Source organism: Faecalibacterium sp. DFI.5.82 (assembly GCF_029076575.1).
Classification (GTDB): domain Bacteria; phylum Bacillota; class Clostridia; order Oscillospirales; family Ruminococcaceae; genus Faecalibacterium; species Faecalibacterium duncaniae.
The window spans coordinates 204,071-226,196 of the sequence record NZ_JARFIS010000002.1; the positions used below are offsets into that span (position 1 = coordinate 204,071).

Genomic DNA, 22,126 nt, shown 5'->3' on the forward strand with positions numbered 1-22,126 from the left:
CGCGCCTCCGTTAATCTTCCACGATGTCCCGCAGGTCATGCAGGCCGTGCTCCAGCGTGACTACGATGACGTTGTCGCCCACCTGGATCTCATCGCCGCCGCGCGGGATCTTGATCTCGTTGCCGCGGGTGATGCAGCAGAGCAGCAGGTTCTTTTTCAGGTGGAGCTGGCTCAGGGGCACACCGGTGGCGCGGCTCTTCTCATGGACCGTGAATTCCAGCGCCTCCACACGGTCGTCCAGAATGCGGTACAGGGTCTTGATGTTGCTGCCTGCCTCGTTCTGCAAAGCGCGCACATACTGCACGATGTAATCGCAGGTCATGTACTTGGGGTAGACGATGCTGCCCAGATCAAGCCCGGCCAGGATATCGTCAAATTCCAGGCGGTTGATCTTGGTGACCAGCTTGCCATTGGAATGCTTCTTGGCAAACAGGGTCAGCAGAACATTTTCCTCGTCGATGTTGGTCAGGGCCACAAAGGCCTCGGTGGAGGTCAGGCCCTCGGAGAGCAGGAACTCGCGGTTGGAGCCGTCCTCACACAGGATCTGTGCCTCGGGCAGGGCCTGGGCCAGCACATCGCAGCGGGCGGGGTCCCGCTCCACGATCCGCACCCGGACATGGTTTTCCAGCAGCTCCTGGCTCAGGTAGAAGGCAATGGCACCGCCGCCCACGATGAGGGCATTGCGCACCGGGCGCACGGCCAGATGGATGCGCTGGAAGAACTCGTGGGCCTTTTCCTGCGTTGCAAGGAAGGTGACCTGATCGCCGGTCTGGAGCACAAAATTACCGTTGGGGATGATGACCCCGCCGTCGCGCTCCACGGCGCAGACCAGGATATCGCTCTTGAGCCGGGTGGGGATCTCCCGGATGGCCACGCCGTCCAGTGCCTGTGCCTCGGTCAGGGTGAACTTGATCAGCCGCACCCGGCCTTCCGCAAAGGTATCGATCTTGCTGGCACCGGGGAAGCGCAGCAGGTGGGAGATCTCCCGCGCCGCCGCCATCTCCGGGTTGATGATGGCCGAAATGCCGATCTGCTTTTTGATGAAGTCCAGCTCATGGCTGTAGGAGGGGTTGCGCACACGGGCAATGGCGTGGCAGTGGCCCGCCTTTTTGGCAAACATGCAGCAGAGCAGGTTCAGCTCGTCCGAGCCGGTGACTGCAATGAACACGTCCGCCTCCTCGATCCCTGCCTCGGACAGCGTTGTGATGGAGGAGCCGTTGCCGGTAATGCCCATCACGTCATAGGATTCGCTGATATGCTCCACACGGGCCTTGTTGGTATCGATGACCGTGACATTGTGGCCTTCCTCGCTGAGCTGACGTGCCAGCGCTGTGCCGACCTTGCCGCAGCCCACCAGAATGATCTTCATAGAAAATGTCCTTTCCGTTCCTCCCTCCTTGCGGGAAGGATGCTTTCTCAGTAGCGCTCCACGCCGTCCTTGGTGACAAGGGCGTAGACCAGCGGGGCCTCCTCGGGCTTTTCCGCACCATAGACCAGACCGCTGCGGTACTCCGCAGCAGCGGCTTCAAACTTATCTGCCGCACCGTAGAAGGTGGCCAGGCTTTCGCCCTTGTGCACATAGTCGCCGCGCTTTTTGTGCAGGGTGATGCCGGCCGCAAAGTCCAGCGGGTCTCCCTTCTTCTGGCGGCCAGCGCCCAGCAGCACACTGGCAGAGCCGATCTTCTCGGCATCGTTGGCCACGATGTAGCCATCCTGCTCGGCCAGCAGCTCAAAGCTGGCTGCAGGCTGTTCAAACAGGCTGTAATCGTCCAGCACACGGGTGTCGCCGCCCTGGGCCGCAAACATCTCCTTGCACTTGGCAAAGGCAGAGCCGTCCGCGATCACAGCCTGTGCCATGGCACGGCACTCCGCTGGGGTACCCTTGCCTGCCAGCACCAGCATATTGGCGGCCAGCTGCAGGCAGACCTCGGTCAGGTCGGCAGGGCCCTTGCCCTTGAGCACGTCCATGCTCTCCATGACCTCAAGGCTGTTGCCGATGTTGTGGCCCAGCGGGGTGTCCATATCCGTGATCATGGCGGCCACCCGGCGGCCATGGTGGGTGCCGATGGCGACCATCAGCTCAGCCAGCTCAATGCTCTGGTCCACGGTCTTCATAAAGGCACCGGTGCCGGTGGTCACATCCAGCAGGATGGCATCAGAGCCGGAAGCCAGCTTCTTGGACATGATGGAAGAGGCAATCAGCGGGATGCAGCTGACCGTGGCGGTCACATCCCGCAGGGCGTACATCTTCTTATCCGCCACGGCAATGCCCTCGCTCTGGCCAATGACCGACAGCCCGATCTTGTTCACCTGGGCAAAGAACTCCTCCTGCGAAAGGGCAGTTCTGGTGCCGGGCACGCTCTCCATCTTGTCAATGGTGCCGCCGGTATGGCCCAAGCCGCGGCCGCTCATCTTGGCGATCTTCACACCGCAGGCCGCCACCACAGGGGCGATCACAAGGGTGGTCTTATCGCCCACGCCGCCGGTGGAGTGCTTATCCACCTTGATGCCGGGGATGGGGGAAAGATCGACCATCACGCCGCTGTGAGCCATCACGTCCGTCAGCTCGGCTGTTTCCTCGTTGGTCATGCCGCGCAGGTAGACCGCCATCATCCAGGCAGCCATCTGGTAATCGGCCACTTCCCCACTGACAAAGCCGTTGACAATGGCCTCCAGCTCTTCCCGGGTGTGGGTACCGCCATCGCGCTTTTTCGCAATCAGATCATAAATACGCATCGCAATTCTCCTGTCTGACAGTATGACTTTCAGTAAATTCCATTATAACAGACTTTTTGACAAAGGCAATCCACATTCCGTCTCCTTTGTCGGGTTTTGAACACCAAGGGCGCAGCTGCCCGGAAAAGCAGCTGCGCCCTTGGAACAAACCTCGCTCAGCGGGAACCCTTGTCGTAAGGGATACCCTCAGCCTTGGGGGCCATGCTGTTTTTGGAGGTAAAGGCCAGAATGATCATGGATGCGATGAACGGCATCATGTTATAGATGTTGCTGGACCAGTGGAGCTGTGCCAGGAAGGTGGAGTCCGCAATGTTTGCCAGACTCTTGAACACGGCAAAGAACATGGCGGCGGCACAGATGTTGAAGGGCTTCCACTGACCAAAGATCATAACAGCCAGTGCAAGGAAGCCCGCGCCAGCCACGCCGACCTCAAAGTTCCAGGTCTGCACCGGGGGCACGATATATGCCAGACCGCCGATAGCGCCCAGCGCACCGGAAAGCAGCACACCCGCGTAGCGCATCTTGTAGACGTTGATGCCCACAGAATCGGCTGCCTGAGGATGTTCGCCGCAGGCGCGCAGGCGCAGGCCGAAGCGGGTCTTGTACAGCACCACATAGCTGATGACGAGCAGCACGATGCCCAGCGGCACAAAGATGCTCAGCTCCAGGCCGCCGATGCTGAACAGGAACGGCTTGTTGGAATAGTTCAGCTTGGCGCTGCCGCTGTCGCTGAAATACTTGGCAATGACCACGGCTATGGCGGTGGCCAGCAGGTTCAGGGCCGTACCGCCGATGGTCTGGTCCGCTTTCAGGTTGATGGAGGCAAAGGCCAGCAGCAGGCTGTACACCATGCCGGCAAGAGCGGCCACCAGAACCGAGATCAGCACCACCAGGAACGGCGACATGTCGGCCGGAAGCATGGTCAGGGTCAGAACACCCGCCACACCGCCGATGACCATGATGCCTTCCAGCGCGATGTTGATGATGCCGGAGTGCTCACTGAACATACCGCCCAGTGCCACCAGCATCAGGACGATGCCATACAGCAGGGTATATTTGATCAAAAGCAGCATCTTACTTGCCCTCCTTCTTCGCGTTGGCCTTTTCCGCCGGGGCAGGCTCTGCGTTCACATTGGTCTTGTCCGCATTCTTGAACAGCAGCTTCTGGATCTTGCCGCGGAACAGCATGGAGAATGCACACAGGTAGATGATGATGCCGCTGATCAGGTCGGCGATCTCCGTGGGGTAATACTTGGTGGAAAGGAAGGTGCCGCCCACCGAGATGTGGGAGATGAACAGGGCCGAGAAGATGGTGCCAATGGGGTTGGAGCTTGCCAGCAGGGCAACGGAAATGCCGTTGAAGCCCATGGCGGGCAGGCTGGTGGAGTTCAGGGGGTTCCACTGGCCCACGTTGGACAGGTAGAACAGGCCCGCGCCAAAGCCTGCCAGCGCACCGGCAATGGCCATGGAGAGGATGATGTTCTTCTTTTCGTTGATACCGGCGTAGCGGGCAGCGCTCTTGTTCAGGCCGACCGCCTTCAGCTCATAGCCAAAGGTGGTCTTGTTCAGCACCACCCAGATCAGGATGGCCACCGCAGCGGCCAGGAAGATGGCAATGGTGGTGCTGTTGGTCTGGAACAGCTTGTTCAGGCCGAAGTCCGGGATGACGGACTGGGCGAGATCCGCGTTCTTGCCCAGGTTCAGGGTGCGGGTGTTGCGCACATCGTACATGGGGCCGGTGCCGTTCTGGTAGACCAGCTCATTGACGAGGTACAGGCCGATCCAGTTGAACATGATGGAGGTAATGACCTCGTTGATGTTGAAGTAGGCCTTGAAGAAACCGGGGATGGCACCCCACAGACCGCCCAGAATGGCCGCAGCCAGCAGGCAGACGAACCAGGGCAGCTTGAGCATGATGGCACAGTAGAGGGCACCGTAAGCGCCCAGCGTGTACTGACCGGCGGCACCGATGTTGAACAGGCCGGTCTTGAAGGCAAAGCCCACGGAAAGGCCGGTCATGATCAGGGGCGCGGCGTTGGCCAGCTCCTTGCCGACACCATAGGGGGCATCATGGAAGCCTCCCTTGAGGATGCGGACAAAGCCGTCTGCCCATGCGTGGGCCGGGTTGATGGCCAGCAGCACAAGGAAGCCCACAAACAGACCGATCAGGATACACAGCAGGGCAGCCATCACGCTGGTGACAGAACCCTGCAGCCCGTTGTGGGAAAGTTTTTTGTTTTTCATTTCTGCTTACTCCTTTCCCTGCTTGCGGGCACCGGCCATGTACAGGCCCAGCTCCTGGACCGTGGTGGTCTTGGGGTCAAACTCGCCCACGATCTCACCCTCGTACATCACAAGGATCCGGTCAGAGAGGTTCATCACCTCGTCCAGCTCCAGACTGACCAGCAGCACGGCCTTGCCTCTGTCGCGCTCATCCACGATCTGCTTGTGGATATACTCAATGGCACCGACATCCAGGCCGCGGGTGGGCTGCACTGCCACCAGCAGCTTGGGGTCTTTGTCAATCTCACGGGCAATGATCGCCTTCTGCTGGTTGCCGCCGGACATGCTGCGCACGATGGTGGCGCTGCCCTGGCCGCTGCGCACGTCATACTGGGCGATCAGCTTATCGGAGTACTCCCGCACCTTTTCACTGCGGATAAAGCCGTTGTGCTGGAACTCGGGCTGCCAGTAGCGCTGGAGCACCATGTTGTTTTCCAGGCTGTAATCCAGCACCAGACCATGCTTGTGGCGGTCCTCAGGGATATGGCTCATGCCGTCCTTGGAACGCTGACGGATGCTCTCGTTGGTGATCTCCTTGCCGTCCAGCAGCACCTTGCCGCTGTTGAACTTTTCCAGACCAGTCAGGCCGTAGACAAACTCGGTCTGGCCGTTGCCCTCGATGCCTGCCAGACAGACGATCTCACCGCCACGCACCTGGAAAGAGACGTTCTTGACGGCATCCTTCTTGTGCTGGGCGTTGTGCATGGTAACGTTCTGCACGTCCAGCACCACCTCGCCGGGGGCGGCGGGCTTTTTGTCCACCTGCAGCTGAACATCGCGGCCGACCATCATGCGGGAAAGCTCTTCCTTGGTGGTGTCCTTGATGTCCACAGTGCCCATATACTTGCCCTTGCGCAGAACCGTGCAGCGGTCTGCCACTGCCATGATCTCGTTGAGCTTGTGGGTGATGAAGAGGATGGACTTGCCCTCCTTCTTGAACCCGCGCATGATCTCCATCAGCTCGTCGATCTCCTGCGGGGTCAGAACAGCGGTGGGCTCATCAAAGATCAGGATCTCGTTGTCGCGGTAGAGCATCTTCAGGATCTCAACACGCTGCTGCATACCAACAGAGATATCACTGATGAGTGCATCGGGGTCCACACGCAGGCCGTACTTCTCGCTCAGGGCCATGACCTTCTTGCGGGCTTCAGCCTTCTGCAAAAAGCCCAGCTTATTGGGCTCCACGCCCAGAATGATGTTATCCAGCACGCTGAAGCATTCCACCAGCTTGAAGTGCTGGTGCACCATGCCGATACCCAGCGCGTTTGCATCGTTGGGGTTGCGGACAGCGACCTCCTTGCCGTTCTTGAGGATCTTACCGGCTTCCGGCTGGTACAAGCCGAACAGCACGCTCATCAGCGTACTTTTGCCAGCGCCGTTTTCGCCCAGCAGGGCATGTACCTCGCCCTTACGCAGCTGCAGGGTGATATCATCGTTTGCCTTGATTCCAGGGAACTCCTTGGTAATGTGGAGCATCTCGATCACAAAATCCTCTGCCAATCTGCTCACTCTCCTTTCGTGTCAAATCGACACCTATACTATTCTGTGTACCATTATACCGTATTTTTGCGGTTTTGCACACTTCTTTTTGATTTTTTGGCGGGATGTACTCTTATAAGTATTACTTTTGTGCAAGCTGCACGATTTTTCGCGAGACAAAAACGACCCTCTCTGTCAAAGCCTGGCGGCAATGACGGAGAGGGTCGTTCCCTGCAGCCCTTGCGGACTGTTCAAATTTTACTGGATGTAGGTGACGTTGGTGAACTCGCTGACGGTAGGCTTGGTAGCGTCGTCAGAGCTGTTGTCAACAACGATCTCGCCGGAAGCGATCTTCTGCTTCAGCTCCTCGTACTCCTCAACCGTGAAGGTCTCGAAGTTCCAGCTGTCCTCATCGGTGGGCAGGCCGATGTAATCGCCGTCCTCCAGACCAAAGTTGCCGTTGGTTGCTGCGATGGTGCTCCACTCGCCTGCCTCGATGTCGGACAGAGAAGTAGAAACAGCCTCAGACAGGCCCTTCATAGCGGAGGTGATGAACGGGTTGTAAGCATAGGTGCCATCAGCAACGCCGTTTGCGCCGATGTAGTTCTGGTCAACATCAACGCCGATGACATAGCCGTTGTTCTTCAGGGCAGCCTCAACAGCGGAGGTGTAGATACCGCCGCCGCAGGCAAAGACGACCTGAGTGCCGTTGGAGTACCAGCCCTCCATACGGGAGGTGATGTTGGCATCGCCGTAGAACTGGCCACCGTAGAAGTAGTTGATGTCGATGTTCTGGCCCAGCTCCTGAGCAGCAGCATCAGCGCCCTGCACAAAGCCGTAGCCGTAACGGATGACAGCGGGAACAGCCATGCCGCCCAGGAAGCCCAGCTTGGTCTTGCCGTCCTTGGCAATGGCGTAACCTGCCAGATAGCCTGCCTGCTCCTCCTTGAAGGTGATGCAGTAGCAGTTGGAGGGGATCTCATCGGTGCCGATATCGCCCTGGGTGACATCGACAGCGACGAACTTGACATCGGGGTACTGCTCAGCAGCCCATGCCAGAGAAGCACCATACAGGTAGCCGACGCAGACAATGACCTCAGCGCCATCGTTGACAGCCTGACGGATCTTGGTCTCACGATCCTCATCGGAAGCGTCAGCCTCGGGGATGTAGTACTGGCAGTCATCGCCCATGTAGCTGGAAACAGCGCTCCAGCAAGCCTGGTTGAAGCTCTCGTCATCGATCGTGCCGGTATCGCAGGTCAGAGCGACCTTTGTGATCTTGCTGGCAGCCTCAGAGCCAGCCTCAGAAGCTGCAGAAGAAGCAGTGGAAGAAGCGGTGCTGGTGGAAGAGGAAGAACCACCGCAGGCGGTCAGAGCGGCAGCAGCAGCTGCAGCGCCAGCCACAGCCAGGAAGTTACGACGAGAAATCATCATAAGAAAACTCTCCTTTTTATACATTAAAAATTGCGCTTTACAAAGGGAATGCGCACACTTGCACATTTACTGACCCAAGTATAGCCGGGTCATGTGAGGAAAGCAAGGCATTTCCGATTACAAAATCTTTACAGATTTTTTGTAAAATTCGCGTAAAAGTCGTACTATTTCGCCAATTTTGGCAAAATATCCGCTTCCCGCCTCACTCTTCCACGGCTTTGTTGCCCGCCACGTTGGAGGGGCCAAAGCCGAAGGGCAGCAGCTCGTCCATGCTGCGCTCGATGAAATCATCGGGGGTCTTTGCCATGATGACATTCAGCTCCGGTCCGCCGAACTCAAACAGCGCCTGACGGCAGACCCCGCAGGGCGAGGTGATCTGCTTGTTCACCTCGCCGCGGCGGGAACCCACCACGGCAATGTCGGTGAAGCGGGTCACGCCCTCGCTCACCGCCTTGAACAGGGCCGTGCGCTCGGCACAGCTGGTGGGGGTGAAAGCGGCGTTTTCCACATTGCAGCCGGTGAAGATGCGGCCATCTTCGGCCCGCAGGGCAGCGCCCACCATAAAGTCGGAGTAAGGCACATAGGCCTGCTCCCGGGCTTCCAGTGCCATCCGGATCAGGGCTTTCTTTTCGTCTAAAGTCAGATTGGTCATAGGGGCCTCCTTTTCATTCTAAAGTATAAACAAACGTTTCTGCGTCTTTCTGAACAAATCCTATACTTTCAAACATTTTGCGGGACTGCTTGTTGAAGGAATAAATTTCTGCATAGCATTGCGGATATTTCTTCTCTTTTGCCAGTGCAAGAATCTTCCCAATCACTGTTCTCCCAATGTGCCGATTCTGATACTCTTTGCAGACCACAATCGAAATTTCTCCGCTTGTCTGCAAGCATACATCTCCGCACAAAATGCCCTTATATCCAATGTAGAACAAATCACCATGACTATCCAGATACTGGTACATATTTTTCAGGATAGACAGGTCATAAATGCGATTCTGATTATCTACATGATGGCACAGTTCTGCGTCCTGATACCACGGAAGGGCAATTTCATAGGCCGGGTAATAAGGTACAAGGCGGATATCCTGATTTGGTTGAAAGTCATTCATCTTTCATCCCCTCTTTTGCACTTCAATTATACGGCGTGTTCTCAAATTCTTCAAGAGATTTCTCGTTATTCATTTATTATGTAACGAAAGTTCTTGCATTTTTCATTACAGACGCATATAATAGAATCAAGAAGGAGGTGTATTAGAATGGCAAATGCAGTCAATGTGAACTTCCGGATGGACCCAGACCTGAAACGCAACATGGAAGAGGTTTGCGCCGAGATGGGACTTTCTATGACAACGGCATTCACGATTTTCGCCAAAAAAGTTTCCCGGGAGCACCGCATTCCCTTTGAGGTTTCCGCCGACCCGTTCTACTCGGAAAGCAACATCAATCATCTCCGCCAGATCGTCCATGACATCGATACCGGAAAAGCCAAGCTCACTGAGCACGATTTGATCGAGGTAGATTAAATGAGTTGGCAATATCATTATCGCATCCTGTTTCGGTCATTATAGTGACACTTAAAACATAAAAGGGTTGTTGTCGTGTGACAACAACCCTTTTTGTGAATGCAAATCAGTACTCCGCGCCCAGTGCGACCTTCATCATGTTGGTGAAGCTGGTCTGACGCTGCTCGGCGGTGGTGATCTCCGGGGAGACAAAGCTGTCGGAGATGGTCAGCAGGCAGGCGGCGTTCTTGCCCAGGACCTGAGCGTTGGCGAAGAGGGCAAAGCTCTCCATCTCCACACACAGGCAGCCGCGCTCATCCCGCAGCTTTTCCCAGTAGGTGGGCTTTTCATCGGAGGGCTGGCGATAGAACACATCGGAGGAATGGATGTTGCCCTCGATCAGGGGGATGCCCTGCTTTGCGGCGGAAGCGCGCAGCTTGTCGTTCAGGGTCTGGCTGGGCAGGGTGAGGTCCCCCTCAAAGCCGCTCTGGACCCGGGCATAATTGCTCTCGCTCACGGCACCGGCGGCCAGCACCACATCGAACAGCTTGGCCTTGTCGGTGTAGCTGCCGGCAGAGCCGATGCGGATGATGTTGTCCACATCGTAGAACTTGTACAGCTCGTAAGAGTAGATGCCGATGGAGGGCATTCCCATGCCGCTGCCCATCACACTGATGGGGCGGCCCTCATAGGTGCCGGTAAAGCCCAGCATTCCACGGACACCGGTGACCTGGCGGACATCCTTGAGGAAGGTATCCGCGATGAACTTTGCCCGCAGCGGATCGCCGGGCATCAGGACGGTCTTTGCGAAATCGCCTTTTTCAGCGCTGATGTGGGGTGTTGCCATAATCATTCTCCTTTTTGTTTGTAAAATAAACCTCTCAGGCGCTTCACGCCAGCATACGAGTTGCGGCTCCCAGCGTCCACTTCGTGCAAAGTATTGCACTCGTGTCCTGCTGGCCGCTGCCCCAACAACGCCTCCCTTCATCCGCCAATGGCGGCGGTCGTCGTTGTTGCCTGATAGGGGAGCCAAGTTTATGCTTCGCATTGCCGGAGAGGTTCTGTTCTGATTTATCGCTTTCCGGGGAACACGCTCTGCGGTGCGATGTACGAGCCATTGCGGCGGATCTCGAAGTGGCAGTGGTTGCCGGAAGAGCGGCCCGTGCTGCCCACATAGCCGATGAGCTGGCCCTGCCGCACGGTCTGGCCCGCACTGACCGCCAGAGACAGGCAGTGGGCATAGACCGTGGTATAGCCGCCGGAGTGACTGATGATCACAGAATAGCCATAGCCCGTACCGGCACCGGCCTTGTTATAACCCGCCTTAGTCACGGTGCCGCCCGCCGATGCATAGATGGGCGTACCGGCAGAGGCACAGATATCCACGCCCTTATGGCCGCTGCCATACCAACGCGAGCAGTAGCGGTAGCCCGGCACAGGCCAGATGAACTGACCGCTGCCGCCGATGTATGCCGCCGCACCGTTCTTCGTGACCTTCTTGGTGCCAACGACCACCTTTTTGTTCACCGGCTCACGGATGGTCTCGGTGGAAAGGATGGTCTGCTCCAGCAGCACGCCATTGGTATCGTAGACGTTCTGCATGGTGACGCGGCGCAGGCCGTTCTGGCCCTCCTGCAGGGTCTTGGTGGTACCCTTGGTGTACTCGTTGGACTGGGTGGTCTCGGTGCCGAAGGGGATCTCCTCCTCCCGCGTCTCCACCTTGGTGATGCGGACTTCCAGCAGAGCCTCCTGCTTGGTCACGATCAGCTGGTCGCCCTCCTGGATATTGGAGTTCTCGGTCAGGGGAGCACCCTTGAAATTCGTATTCAGGGCACACAGCTCCCGGAAGGTCAGGTCGTTCTTCTGGGCAATGTCCCACAGGGTATCGCCCGCCTTGACCGTATAGATCTTCTCCTGCTGCTGCACGCCGGTCAGCATATTCTCAATGGAATTGTCATCCTCAAAGCTGTCGTTGAAGTAGATTCCATCTTCCAGCGTCACATTTTTGTTAAAGCCCACGCTGATATTCTCGTCCGTCTGATCCTCGTAGGGGGCCAGCAGGCTTTCCAGATAGCTGCGCAGGGTGTCGCCATCGGAGCAGACTGCCGTCAGCTCCCCATCCAGATACAGGGCGGTGCCCTCACTGATCTGGTCACTGGCGCTCTGCAGAATGGCGTTTGCCGTCTCGCTCTCATCCATGGTCTTGTGGGTCACGGAGATGGTATAGGTCGGCTCGATGGTCAGCTCGGTCTTGTCCGAACCGGCGTAGTTGATGCGCTGCATCACATCCTCTTTTGCGAGGTTGAACACTTCCTCATTGGCCACATAGCCAACAGTCTGGCCGTTCACCTGCACAGCCAGCGCATAGGGCTGGGCCATCGTCCTGTTCCAGACCGTGACGAACACGGCCAGCATACACAGGGGCAGGATGTACATTGCTGTCCGGGGCAGCAGGCTCAGGTTGCGCTTGAGCCCGCCCACAAAATAGCGCCCAGCCGCTTTTACGGAAGCACCAAAGCCCCGCTCCCGGCGCACATCGTTGGCGTGGGCCGCCACAGCGCCGAGACCCTTGAAAAACAGGTAAAGCGGTGCCAGCAGATCCTTGAACATCTGCGCCGCACCGGGAAAGGCTGTTGCAATGATGGTATGCAGGGCATTCCTGCACCAGCGGGCCAGTCTGTGGGCCACGGCAGCAATGCCGCGCCCTGTGCGCACCACCATGTACTCTGCCGCAAAGCCCAGTGCATAAAATGCCTCGCCAACTGCCAGCACCACGGCACTGGCCCGCAGCTTTTTGGCCACATCATTCATGTGCCGCTGCGTTTTGCGGCGGAAACGGTGCCGCCGCAGCAGGCCGGAGATCTGGACCTTTGCCCAGAAGCTTCGCAGTTTTTCTCTGCCCTTCACCGGCGCTGCAGGAGCCTGGCTCTGCGGCTCCTTTGTTTTTTCTTCGATCAAAAGGGGTTGCTCCTTCCTGACGTTTTGGGTCGAAAGTTACAAATTCATATCAATTATACACTCTGCCCGGGCCGATACAAGGCTTGTCACAAAATTTGGGCAGAGCTTTCACAGAGGTTTCACCGTATTTTCATATTTCAGCATCCAGCAATGCCCGCATATCCTCAGGCAGGGGGCTCTCCACTGCAATGGTGCGGGCGTGTTCCTCCACCGGCGTTTCCAGCCGGATGCCGCCGGGCACCTCGGTGTAAGCCGGCACCCGGAAACTCTGCCGGGCACAATGGAGCGCCTGCCGGGCAATGCGGTCACGGTGCCCGCCGTAAAGGTCGTCCCCGGCCAGCGGGTGGCCGATGGATGCAAAGTGCACCCGGATCTGATGGGTACGGCCCGTCACGGGAACACAGGCGGCAAGGCTCAGGCCCTGCGCTGCCCTTAATATGGTATACTCGGTGCGGCTGGGCTTGCCCTCGGGGGTCACACACCGCCCGATGATGCTGTCCCCTCTTCGGCCAATGGGGGCATCGATGACTCCGGGGCCAAGGGGCAGTTCACCCTCCACGATGGCGTAATAGAGTTTCTCTACGCCCTCGGCCAGCAGGGGCGCGGCATAGCCGTTCTTTGCGGCCAGCACCAGCCCGCTGGTGTCTTTATCGATCCGGTTCACCGGGCGGAATACCGGGCTTTCGCCGTGGGCAGCCGCCCAAGCGGCATAGCCGTTGGCCAGGGTGTCCCGAGGGTAGTTCAGTGTGGGGTGGACCGCCAGATGGGGCGGTTTTTCCAGCACCACGGCAAAAGCATCCTCGTAAACGACCCTGACCGGGATCTCAGGCTGCGGCTCCACGCCGGGGCCGTCGGCGGGCAGCGCAAAGCGGATGGTCTGCCCCGCCTGCACGCGGCGGTTGGCCAGAATGGGCACATCGTCTGCAAAAAAGCCGCTGCCATGGAATTTGACCGCCCGGGCCAGCTCCGTGGAGACGGCACACCGGCGCAGAAAGCCGCGCAGCAGCACGCCATCGGCTTCGGGTGGGACATTGAAAAGCAGCTGCATCCTTTGTCCCTCCCCAAAAATTTCACGCCATATTTAAATTTATTATACCAAATTTTATCGTCACTTGCAAATCTTGTTTTTTTATGGTATTATGGGGAACAGAAAACGAGTGGAACATACGGCGGCGGGGCGGCTTTGACCGCTCTGAGGAAAGTCCGGGCCTCACAGAGCACGGTAACTGCTAACGGCAGCCGAGGGTGACCTCAGGGAAAGTGCAACAGAAAGGAAACCGCCGCAGCAATGCGGTAAGGATGAAAGGGCGAGGTAAGAGCTCACCAGCGCATGGGTGACTATGCGGCTTTGTAAACCCTACCGGAAGCAACGCCTATATGGGACGTACAGCGCTGCTCGCGTGTCCCGAAGGCGGCACGAGCCTGTCAGCAATGGCAGGCCTAGACAGATCGTCGTTTAATACAGAACCCGGCTTACGGTCCATCTCGTTTTCCATTTGGTGTATCTGCAGGGGGTTGTTAGAACCCTTCTTTGCCCCGCCGTCAGGCGCAGAGGCAGAGAGGGTTGATAACAGCCCTCTTTTCGTTTTGGCCAGAGTGTGGTATACTATCCTCACCACGGGAGCACAGTTGTTCGCCGTGGGGAAACAAGAGAGACAGGATGTGAAATCCTCCGATGAAAGATGGTTTTTTGAAAGCAGCAGCCCTCTCGCCCGCGCTTCGGGTGGCGGACTGCGCCTACAACACCCGGCAGATCCTCACGGAGCTGCGTGCCGCCGCCGCCCGCGGCGTAAAGCTGGCCGTGTTTCCTGAGTTCTGCCTGACCGGCTATACCTGCGGCGACCTGTTTTTGCAGCGCACCCTGCAGCAGGGAGCCCTGACCGGCCTGCAGGAGCTGCTGGATGCCAGCCGGGAGCTGGACACCGTGGCCCTTGTGGGCCTGCCCCTGATGGTGCGGGGCAAGCTGTACAACTGCGCTGCCGTGTTCTGCCGCGGGCAGCTGCTGGGTCTGGTTCCCAAAACGTATCTGCCCAACTACGGCGAGTTCTATGAAAAGAGGCAGTTCACCCCCGGTTCCACCGAGGTGGAGTGGGTGAATGTCTGCGGGCAGGATGTTCCCTTTGGCACCTCCCTGCTCTTCCGCTGCCGCCAGATGCCCAGCTTTGTGCTGGGCGTGGAGCTCTGCGAGGACCTGTGGAGCGCGCTGCCGCCTTCCACCTTCCACGCACTGGCAGGCGCTACCGTCATCGCCAACCTTTCGGCCAGCGATGAAACGGTAGGCAAGGCCGAGTACCGCCGGGCACTGGTAGAAAACCAGTCTGCCCGCCTGCTCTGCGGCTACCTGTACGCCTCGGCAGGCCACGGCGAAAGCACCCAGGACATGGTGTTCGCAGGCCACGACCTGATCGCCGAGAACGGCACCCTGCTGGCCGAGGTGAAGCCCTTTGCAGGCGGCCCTGCCGAGACGGAGCTGGACTGTCAGCGGATGGAATCGGAGCGGGCACGCAACACCAGCTTTGAGCCCAGCACCGAGGGCTACCAGACCGTGGAATTCGACCTGGCCCTGACCGACACCGTGCTGACCCGCTGGGTAGACCCCACCCCCTTTATCCCCCACAACGAGCAGCTGCGTGCCGAGCGCTGTGAGCTGATTTTGAAGATGCAGGCCGACGGCCTGGCCAAGCGTCTTGAGCACGCCCGCGCCAAAACAGCCGTCATCGGCATTTCGGGCGGTCTGGACAGCTGCCTTGCCCTGCTGGTGGCTGTCCGCGCCATGAAGCAGCTGGGCCGCCCCACCACCGATGTGCTGGCCGTGACCATGCCCTGCTTTGGCACCACCAAGCGCACCCGCAGCAATGCAGAGATCCTCTGTGACGAGCTGCATGTCAGCTTTACCGAGATCGACATTGCCGCCACGGTGCACAGCCACTTCCGGGACATCGGCCAGGACGAGAGCGTGCTGGATGTGACCTACGAGAACGGTCAGGCCCGCGTGCGCACCCTGGAGCTGATGGACACTGCCAACCGCACCGGCGGCCTAGTGGTGGGCACCGGCGACCTTTCCGAGCTGGCCCTGGGCTGGGCCACCTACAACGGCGACCACATGAGCATGTACGGCGTGAACGCAGGCGTACCCAAAACGCTGGTGCGCCACCTTGTCCGGTACGAAGCCGACATTGCCGCCACCCCGGCCCTGAAAGAGGTGCTGCTGGACATCCTCGACACCCCGGTGTCCCCCGAGCTGCTGCCCGCCAAGGACAACGGCGAGATCGCACAGCGCACCGAGGATCTGGTGGGCCCCTATGAACTGCACGACTTCTACCTTTATTATGTACTCCGCTTCGGCTTTGGCCCGGCAAAGATCTTCCGGCTGGCCAGGGCAGCCTTTGCAGGCCGGGAGGAATACCCGGACGCGGTGCTTTACAAGTGGCTGCGCAACTTCTACTGGCGGTTCTTTGCCCAACAGTTCAAGCGCAGCTGCCTGCCCGACGGCCCCAAGATCGGCAGCGTGACCCTCTCGCCGCGCGGGGACTGGCGGATGCCCAGCGATGCATGCGCCGCCCTGTGGCTGGCCGAGCTGGAACAGCTGTTCCCCCAGAAGGATGCCTGAGCCATGAAGCAGAAAAAAAATCTCTGGGTCAATTTACTGTTCGCCGCTGTTGTTCTGGTGATCGCGGGGGTGCTTTTTTACCTCCGCAGTGCCGGGCAGAGCGGCAGCACCCTGGGCGCGGAGCTGATCTACGGCGATGCGAACACGGTGCAGAAGATCTCTCTGGACAGGGATGCCGTCTATGACATCGACACCGGCTATCTGACGGTGCACATCGAGGTCAAAGACGGCGCGGCACGGTTCATTGATTCCCCCTGCCCTGACCACATCTGCGAAAGCTTTGGCTGGATCTCGCAGGAGGATCAGACGGCCACCTGCCTGCCGGCACGGGCCGTTCTGACCATCGTGCCCCTTGCCTGAGGACATGTCAAAAAGGAGAACTCCTATGTTTGATGAAACTTCCCGTTCCCACACGGACGATGACAGCACCCGGCACATCCACCGGGGCCACCGCCCACCGGAAGAAAAAACTGTGGAGGTGGACAGTGCGGCCTTTTTTGCGCCGGAAACTGCCGCTCCCACCCCGCCGCCTGCACCGCCCAAGCCGCCGAAGCATACCGGCGGGCCTGCCCCGGAGCCAAAGCCGCCCCGCCGCAGGCCGGATGCCAATACCGGCGCGGCCAACCCGAAACGAGGTACTGTTTTGCTGATCGTACAAGCCATCCTGAGCATTGCGGCCTTCTTCCAGCTCTGGCGCACCCAGATGCTGCCCGCACTGTATCTGGTCATCATTGCGGCGCTGCTGGTGCTGTTCTGGCTGCTGGTCAAGCGCTGCCAGGAGTACAGCGCCCCCCGCAAGGTATCCCGGGTGTTCTCGGTGTTCCTGTGTGCCTTTCTGGCGCTGGGCTGTGTCTGGGCGCAGCAGGGCCTGAGCGCACTGAACAACGTGACCTCCGGCCTTGTCACCGGCACCGAGGCCAACAAGATCACCAAGGAGCCCTTTGTGGTCTACCTGAGCGGCGTGGACAACCGCGGCGAACTGACTGAAAAGGCCCGCAGCGATGTGAACATCCTTGCCGTGGTCAACCCCTCCACCAAACGGGTGGCGCTCATCAACACTCCCCGCGATTACTACGTTGATCTGGCGGGTACCAACAGCAAGGACAAGCTGACCCATGCCGGTCTGTACGGCGTGGAGACCAGCATGGCAACCCTGGGCAACCTGTACGGGGTCAATGTGGACCAATACCTCCGCATCAACTTTGCGGGCTTCATCAGCATCATCGATGCCGTGGGCGGCGTGGATGTCTACTCCGATCAGGCGTTCACCTCGGTGGGCAGCCCCGGCTATTATGATCCCACCACCTTTGCCGAGGGCTGGAACCATCTGGACGGCAAGAGCGCTCTGGCCTTTGCCAGGGAGCGTCACGCCTTTGCCTCCGGCGATATCCAGCGCGGCATCAACCAGATGAAAGTCATCGATGCCATGATGAACAAGATCAAATCCCCCACCGTGCTGATGAGCTTTTCCAAGCTGATGGATGCTGTGTCCGACTGCTTTGTGACCAGCCTTTCTCAGGAGCAGATCTCCGCACTGGTGCGGATGCAGCTGGCAAGCCTGTCTGACTGGGACATCCAGAGCTATGCCGTGACCGGCACCAGCGGCAAGAGCTCCCAGTGCTACTCCGCAAAGGGTCAGAGCCTCTATGTGATGAAGCCGGATGAGAACTCGGTCAACCAGGCCAAGGAGCTGATTGCATCCGTTCTGGGCGGCGAGGGCACCGTGAGCGATACCCAGCAGACCCCCGAAAAGACCGAGGTATTCACCCCCACGGCTGACCCCAACGCGGGCACCTCTGTGGAGGAATCGCCCGACAGCATCATTGTGGAGGAACCTGCCGAGAGCGTGCCTGCGGAACAGCCTGCCGATGAGCAGCCCGCAGAACCCACCCCCGAAGCGCCTGCCGAGAGCGAGGCTTCCACCGAAGCACCTGCTGAGAGTGAATCCAGCAGTGAATCCACCGGCGGAGCAGAAACACCTTCTATCTCTCTGCCCACGCAGGAGCAGGTGGAATCTGCTGCCAACTCCCTGCATCAGGCCGCTTCCACCGTGCTGGATGCCCTGTTCGGTTCCAGCAGCAGCGGAGAATAAAACAGGATAAAACAGCACAAGCCCCGGGCCTTGCAAAAGGTCCGGGGCTTGTTGTCTTCTGATCTTACAGGGAAGCGCGATTACTCAGCGTCGCCCAGCTCAAAGGTCTTGACAGAAACAGTGCCGTTGCGGCCAGCCTTGTCGGTGCGCAGATACTGGCGGGTGGTCTCGCCGTTGCTGGTCACGTCAGCAACATAGATCTGCTCGGCCTCGGCCTCGATGGGGAACTCCTCGGCCATGCCCTTCATGGGCAGAGCGCTCAGGTCTGCGTAAGCGCCGTTCACCTTCCACAGCTTCATGGTGTCGCCGTTGGACAGGGTGAACTCGCCGTAGCAGTCAGCGGAGTAGGTGGTGCCGTTCACATCCAGATCCTCGGTGCTGACAACGCTGGCGGCAGCGGCCTCGCTCTCGGCAGCTTCGCTGGAAGCGGCCACAGAGGAAGCGGCCACAGAGGAAGCGGCCACAGAGGAAGCAGCCTCGCTGGAAGCAGCGGAGGATGCGGTGGAAGATGCACTATTGGAGCAGCCAGTCATGGCAACAGCCAGCACAGCAGCGGTCAGTGCCAGACCCAGAGTACGATTGATTCTCATGTGATAGTCTCCTTCTATTCTGAAACCATATCAATTCCTGCGCCCGGCGTAAACTTTGTACGCACCGGGCGTGCATGTGCTAGTCTACCACAACTGACTATATTGTTCAAGACTTTACACAAAAAATAGCCCTCTCAGTCGCGCTATCGCATGACTGAGAGGGCCGATATTACTTCAGGATCTCCTGCAGCACGCTGTGGCCGTCCAGGCTGGAAGCATCCACACCCAGATATTCACACACGGTCTGTGCAATGGTGCCAAAGCAGAGCCGGGTGCCCAGGTCCACACCGGGCTTCACGCCCTTGCCGCAGACCAGATACGGCACATACTCGCGGGTATGGTCGGTGGTCTTGGTGTAGGAGGGGTCGCAGCCGTGGTCGGCGGTGATCATCAGCAGGTCGCCCTCCCGCATCCCGGGGATGAAGTCGGCCAGGAAGCGGTCAAATTCGGTGGCGGCGGCATAGCCGGGCACGTCGCGGCGGTGGCCGTAGAGCATATCAAAATCCACCAGATTCACAAAGGCCAGACCCTCGAAATCCCGGGTCTGCAATGCCTTGGTGAAGGCGATGCCATTGGTGTTGCCGGTGGTCTTGATCTTTTCGGTCACGCCCTGCCCGTCAAAGATATCAAAGATCTTGCCCACGGCGATGACATCCCTGCCGGCCTCCTTCAGCAGGTCGAGCATGGTGGCACGGGGCGGCTTCAGGCTCAGGTCGTGGCGGTTGGTGGTGCGGTAGAAGCTCTCGGCGCTGCTGCCCAGGAAGGGCCGGGCAATGACACGGCCCACGCCGTACGCGCCCTTCAGCATCTCGCGGGCGATCTCGCAGTAGCGGTAAAGCTCGTGCACGGGCACCAGCTCCTCGTGGGCGGCCACCTGGAACACGCTGTCGGCGCTGGTGTAGACGATGAGGGCATTTTCCTTCATGGCCTGCTCGCCGTAGTCCTTCAGCACCTCGGTGCCGGAATAAGGCAGGTTGCAGAGGACTTTGTGGCCGGTTTTGGCCTCAAACTCCTGAATGAGCTCCTCCGGGAAGCCGTTGGGGAAGGTGGGCAGCGGGTTCGGGCTGACCACACCGGCGATTTCCCAGTGGCCGATGGTGGTATCCTTGCCCATGCTCTGCTCCTGCAGGCGGGCAAAGGCACCGGCGGGCGCGTCGGTCTTTTCGCCCGCGGTCACACCGTCAATGTTGAACAGGCCCAGCTTTTTCAGGTTGGGGCAGTTGAAATTGGGATGCCCTGCAATGGCCCCCAGCGTGTTGGTGCCCTCGTCGCCAAAGGCGGCTGCATCCGGCTCCGCACCGATGCCAAAGCTGTCTAGTACGATCAAAAATACACGCTTTTCCATATGTTTTCACTCCATTTTCCTCCGGGGCTGCCCCGGAACAGTCGCACTTTTGCTTACCTTCATTATAAGCAAATCCCGCCGGTTATGCAAGCGCTTTGTGGTGGAAAGTTTTTTGTTCAAACCTGATGAAATCTTAGCAGTTTCTTTGCAAAGATTTTTCTTGCGCTATTGTATCCAAGAGCTTATAATGTATAGTGGTATGGTTTGTTGAAACAGCCATATTGGCGTATACTGCCGCCGCGGGCGCAAAGCAATCACTGCCCGCCAGAGAGCAGCCAGCTTGGGCTGCTGCGTCAAGATAGAGAGCATTATAGCGTGAACGTTGGAGGTATTTTATGAGAAAAACGAAGATCATCTGCACCCTGGGCCCTTCTACCGATAAGGGCGATGTCCTGCGCGACCTGATCGCAAACGGCATGAACGTGGCCCGTTTCAACTTCTCCCACGGTTCCTACGAGGAGCACGGCGGCCGTCTGGCAAAGCTGAAAGCTCTGCGTGAGGAGCTGGGCAAGCCCGTTGCCGCCCTGCTGGACACCAAGGGCCCCGAGATCCGTCTGAAGGAGTTCAAGAACGGTGTGGAGATGCTGGAAGCCGGCCAGACCTTTACCCTGACCACCCGCGAGGTGGAGGGCACCAAGGAGATCTGCTCCGTCACTTACAAGGATCTGCCCCAGGACGTGCAGCCCGGCGGCACCATCATGCTGGACGACGGCCTGATCATGCTGCACATTGAGCAGGTCACCGACACGGACATCATCTGCACCGTGCTGAACAGCGGCAAGATCAAGACCAAAAAGGGTGTCAATGTGCCCGGCGTGCATCTGTCCATGCCCTACCTGAGCCAGAAGGACCGCGAGGACATCATCTTTGGCGTGCAGAACGGCTTTGACTTCATCGCTGCTTCCTTTGTGCGCACCGCGCAGGATGTGTACGACATCCGCAACCTGCTCAATGAGTACGATTCCAACATCCGTATCATTGCCAAAATCGAGAACCGCGAGGGCGTGAACAACATCGACAGCATCCTCTCCGCAGCCGATGCCGTCATGGTGGCCCGTGGTGACCTGGGCGTTGAGATCGACTTCACCGAGCTGCCCGGCATCCAGAAGGACATCATCGACCGCTCCTTCTCCTTCGGCAAGCCCATCGTCACTGCCACCCAGATGCTGGACAGCATGATGGTCAACCCCCGCCCCACCCGTGCCGAGATCTCCGACGTGGCAAATGCCATCTACGATGGCACCTCCGCCATCATGCTGTCTGGTGAGACCGCTGCCGGTGACTACCCCGTGGAGGCCCTCAAGACCATGTCCGCCATTGCAGAGCGCACCGAGAACGAGGAGCACTACCGCGCCCAGCGCCACGCCGAGATCCAGATCAGCGTCAGCGATGCAACCGCTCATGCGGCCTGCCTGACCGCCAAGGACGTGAACGCTGCCGCCATCGTCACCGTGTCCGAATCCGGCAACACTGCCCGCCTGCTGAGCAAGTACCGCCCCAAGCAGCCCATCATTGCCTGCGTTATGGACGAGCAGGTGCAGCGTCAGCTCTCCCTGAGCTGGGGCATCACTTCCCTGCTGATGGGCCCCGCCCACAGCACCGATGAGCTGATCGAGATGTCCACCGCTCTGGCCGAGAAGAACGGCTACCTGCACAACGGCGAGCTGGCTGTTGTGACCGCAGGCGTGCCCGTGGGCGTTTCCGGCACCACCAACATGATCAAGATCCACATGGTGGGCAACTGCCTGGCCACCGGTGTGGGCGTGGGCCGCGGCAAGACCGATCTGGTCTCCGCCAGCGGCAAGGCCTGCGTCTGCCGCACTCTGGAGGAGGTCAAGGCAAAGTTCCGCCCCGGCATGGTGCTGGTCGTTCCCTCCACCACCAACGAGATGCTGGGCTATGTCCGCGATGCCGCCGCTCTGGTGGTCGAGGAGCCCGGCCTGAACAGCCACGCTGCCATCGTGGGCAACTCCCTGCTCAAACCCACCATCGTGGGTGCTGCAGGTGCCTGCAGCCACATCCGCGACGGCCTGGATATCGCTGTGGATTGTGCCCACGGCAGTGTCCAGCGCCTGCAGGCCTGATCCTGAAGGAGAA

At 59.0% G+C, this 22,126-nt stretch carries 18 protein-coding genes and 1 other RNA gene; 6 read left to right on the top strand and 13 right to left on the bottom strand.

Annotated elements, in window-relative coordinates; all coding sequences use genetic code 11:
• Positions 1-10: 10 nt before the first annotated feature.
• The 8 genes from trkA to P0G09_RS04590 form a co-directional block, all read right to left on the bottom strand.
• Positions 11-1,369, bottom strand: a complete 1,359-nt coding sequence (gene trkA / locus P0G09_RS04555) for a Trk system potassium transporter TrkA (protein WP_207684790.1) — start codon at positions 1,367-1,369, stop codon at positions 11-13.
• 47 nt (positions 1,370-1,416) lie between these two features.
• On the bottom strand, positions 1,417-2,736 hold the full coding sequence (locus P0G09_RS04560) for a thymidine phosphorylase (protein ID WP_154276649.1): 1,320 nt from the start codon (positions 2,734-2,736) through the stop codon (positions 1,417-1,419).
• A 155-nt stretch (positions 2,737-2,891) separates the two neighbouring features.
• Positions 2,892-3,809: an ABC transporter permease gene (locus tag P0G09_RS04565; protein ID WP_005930997.1), complete on the bottom strand. Its 918-nt coding sequence runs from the start codon at positions 3,807-3,809 to the stop codon at positions 2,892-2,894.
• Position 3,810: 1 nt separating this feature from the next.
• Complete coding sequence (locus P0G09_RS04570; RefSeq protein WP_154276651.1) at positions 3,811-4,980, bottom strand: ABC transporter permease; 1,170 nt, start codon at positions 4,978-4,980, stop codon at positions 3,811-3,813.
• 6 nt (positions 4,981-4,986) lie between these two features.
• Positions 4,987-6,495 (bottom strand): ABC transporter ATP-binding protein, encoded by a 1,509-nt coding sequence (locus tag P0G09_RS04575; RefSeq protein WP_035393842.1) that lies wholly within the window; start codon positions 6,493-6,495, stop codon positions 4,987-4,989.
• Between the two features lie 261 nt (positions 6,496-6,756).
• On the bottom strand, positions 6,757-7,932 hold the full coding sequence (locus P0G09_RS04580; RefSeq protein ID WP_275252056.1) for a BMP family ABC transporter substrate-binding protein: 1,176 nt from the start codon (positions 7,930-7,932) through the stop codon (positions 6,757-6,759).
• A 202-nt stretch (positions 7,933-8,134) separates the two neighbouring features.
• Positions 8,135-8,584: a cytidine deaminase gene (locus tag P0G09_RS04585; protein ID WP_005931014.1), complete on the bottom strand. Its 450-nt coding sequence runs from the start codon at positions 8,582-8,584 to the stop codon at positions 8,135-8,137.
• Positions 8,585-8,597: 13 nt separating this feature from the next.
• On the bottom strand, positions 8,598-9,041 hold the full coding sequence (locus tag P0G09_RS04590) for a GNAT family N-acetyltransferase (protein ID WP_275252057.1): 444 nt from the start codon (positions 9,039-9,041) through the stop codon (positions 8,598-8,600).
• A gap of 147 nt (positions 9,042-9,188) precedes the next feature.
• Here P0G09_RS04590 and P0G09_RS04595 point away from each other — a divergent pair, with 147 nt between their 5' ends.
• Positions 9,189-9,455, top strand: a complete 267-nt coding sequence (locus P0G09_RS04595) for a type II toxin-antitoxin system RelB/DinJ family antitoxin (RefSeq protein ID WP_098924751.1) — start codon at positions 9,189-9,191, stop codon at positions 9,453-9,455.
• Between the two features lie 106 nt (positions 9,456-9,561).
• Here the strand turns inward: P0G09_RS04595 and deoD are convergent, their stop codons facing one another.
• From deoD to P0G09_RS04610, 3 genes are all read right to left on the bottom strand, one after another.
• A complete protein-coding gene (gene deoD / locus P0G09_RS04600; RefSeq protein WP_035393670.1) occupies positions 9,562-10,281 on the bottom strand; it encodes a purine-nucleoside phosphorylase in 720 nt (239 codons plus the stop codon).
• Positions 10,282-10,505: 224 nt separating this feature from the next.
• A complete protein-coding gene (locus P0G09_RS04605) occupies positions 10,506-12,392 on the bottom strand; it encodes a M23 family metallopeptidase (protein ID WP_275252058.1) in 1,887 nt (628 codons plus the stop codon).
• A 130-nt stretch (positions 12,393-12,522) separates the two neighbouring features.
• Entirely contained in the window at positions 12,523-13,440 is a 918-nt protein-coding gene (locus tag P0G09_RS04610) for an RluA family pseudouridine synthase (protein ID WP_275252059.1), read from the bottom strand.
• A 106-nt stretch (positions 13,441-13,546) separates the two neighbouring features.
• On the opposite strand from P0G09_RS04610, the gene rnpB reads away from it, so the two are divergent.
• The 4 genes from rnpB (at position 13,547) to P0G09_RS04630 (ending at position 18,094) form a co-directional block, all read left to right on the top strand.
• An RNA gene (gene rnpB / locus P0G09_RS04615) (RNase P RNA component class A) lies at positions 13,547-13,884 on the top strand.
• 183 nt (positions 13,885-14,067) lie between these two features.
• Positions 14,068-16,002, top strand: a complete 1,935-nt coding sequence (locus tag P0G09_RS04620; protein WP_275252060.1) for an NAD(+) synthase — start codon at positions 14,068-14,070, stop codon at positions 16,000-16,002.
• A gap of 3 nt (positions 16,003-16,005) precedes the next feature.
• Positions 16,006-16,362, top strand: coding sequence for a NusG domain II-containing protein (locus P0G09_RS04625; RefSeq protein ID WP_207696999.1), 357 nt, complete (start codon positions 16,006-16,008; stop codon positions 16,360-16,362).
• Positions 16,363-16,387: 25 nt separating this feature from the next.
• Positions 16,388-18,094, top strand: a complete 1,707-nt coding sequence (locus P0G09_RS04630) for an LCP family protein (protein WP_275252061.1) — start codon at positions 16,388-16,390, stop codon at positions 18,092-18,094.
• Between the two features lie 80 nt (positions 18,095-18,174).
• Here the strand turns inward: P0G09_RS04630 and P0G09_RS04635 are convergent, their stop codons facing one another.
• Positions 18,175-18,684 carry a hypothetical protein gene (locus tag P0G09_RS04635; RefSeq protein ID WP_275252062.1) on the bottom strand — a complete coding sequence of 170 codons (510 nt, stop codon included), beginning with the start codon at positions 18,682-18,684 and terminating at the stop codon, positions 18,175-18,177.
• Between the two features lie 169 nt (positions 18,685-18,853).
• On the bottom strand, positions 18,854-20,029 hold the full coding sequence (locus tag P0G09_RS04640) for a phosphopentomutase (RefSeq protein WP_275252063.1): 1,176 nt from the start codon (positions 20,027-20,029) through the stop codon (positions 18,854-18,856).
• Positions 20,030-20,364: 335 nt separating this feature from the next.
• Between P0G09_RS04640 and pyk the strand changes: the two genes are divergently transcribed.
• Positions 20,365-22,113, top strand: coding sequence for a pyruvate kinase (gene pyk / locus P0G09_RS04645; RefSeq protein WP_097773593.1), 1,749 nt, complete (start codon positions 20,365-20,367; stop codon positions 22,111-22,113).
• Positions 22,114-22,126: the final 13 nt, after the last annotated feature.

Excerpts from the sequence above, each read along its gene's own strand:
- pyk (WP_097773593.1), top strand. The coding sequence starts at position 20,365 with ATGAGAAAAACGAAGATCATCTGCACCCTGGGCCCTTCTACCGATAAG.
- P0G09_RS04635 (WP_275252062.1), bottom strand. The coding sequence starts at position 18,684 with ATGAGAATCAATCGTACTCTGGGTCTGGCACTGACCGCTGCTGTGCTG.
- P0G09_RS04580 (WP_275252056.1), bottom strand. The coding sequence starts at position 7,932 with ATGATGATTTCTCGTCGTAACTTCCTGGCTGTGGCTGGCGCTGCAGCT.
- P0G09_RS04585 (WP_005931014.1), bottom strand. The coding sequence starts at position 8,584 with ATGACCAATCTGACTTTAGACGAAAAGAAAGCCCTGATCCGGATGGCA.
- P0G09_RS04560 (WP_154276649.1), bottom strand. The coding sequence starts at position 2,736 with ATGCGTATTTATGATCTGATTGCGAAAAAGCGCGATGGCGGTACCCAC.
- P0G09_RS04590 (WP_275252057.1), bottom strand. The coding sequence starts at position 9,041 with ATGAATGACTTTCAACCAAATCAGGATATCCGCCTTGTACCTTATTAC.
- P0G09_RS04610 (WP_275252059.1), bottom strand. The coding sequence starts at position 13,440 with ATGCAGCTGCTTTTCAATGTCCCACCCGAAGCCGATGGCGTGCTGCTG.
- P0G09_RS04640 (WP_275252063.1), bottom strand. The coding sequence starts at position 20,029 with ATGGAAAAGCGTGTATTTTTGATCGTACTAGACAGCTTTGGCATCGGT.
- P0G09_RS04625 (WP_207696999.1), top strand. The coding sequence starts at position 16,006 with ATGAAGCAGAAAAAAAATCTCTGGGTCAATTTACTGTTCGCCGCTGTT.
- P0G09_RS04575 (WP_035393842.1), bottom strand. The coding sequence starts at position 6,495 with ATGCTCCACATTACCAAGGAGTTCCCTGGAATCAAGGCAAACGATGAT.
- P0G09_RS04630 (WP_275252061.1), top strand. The coding sequence starts at position 16,388 with ATGTTTGATGAAACTTCCCGTTCCCACACGGACGATGACAGCACCCGG.
- deoD (WP_035393670.1), bottom strand. The coding sequence starts at position 10,281 with ATGGCAACACCCCACATCAGCGCTGAAAAAGGCGATTTCGCAAAGACC.
- P0G09_RS04595 (WP_098924751.1), top strand. The coding sequence starts at position 9,189 with ATGGCAAATGCAGTCAATGTGAACTTCCGGATGGACCCAGACCTGAAA.
- trkA (WP_207684790.1), bottom strand. The coding sequence starts at position 1,369 with ATGAAGATCATTCTGGTGGGCTGCGGCAAGGTCGGCACAGCGCTGGCA.
- P0G09_RS04565 (WP_005930997.1), bottom strand. The coding sequence starts at position 3,809 with ATGCTGCTTTTGATCAAATATACCCTGCTGTATGGCATCGTCCTGATG.
- P0G09_RS04620 (WP_275252060.1), top strand. The coding sequence starts at position 14,068 with ATGAAAGATGGTTTTTTGAAAGCAGCAGCCCTCTCGCCCGCGCTTCGG.
- P0G09_RS04570 (WP_154276651.1), bottom strand. The coding sequence starts at position 4,980 with ATGAAAAACAAAAAACTTTCCCACAACGGGCTGCAGGGTTCTGTCACC.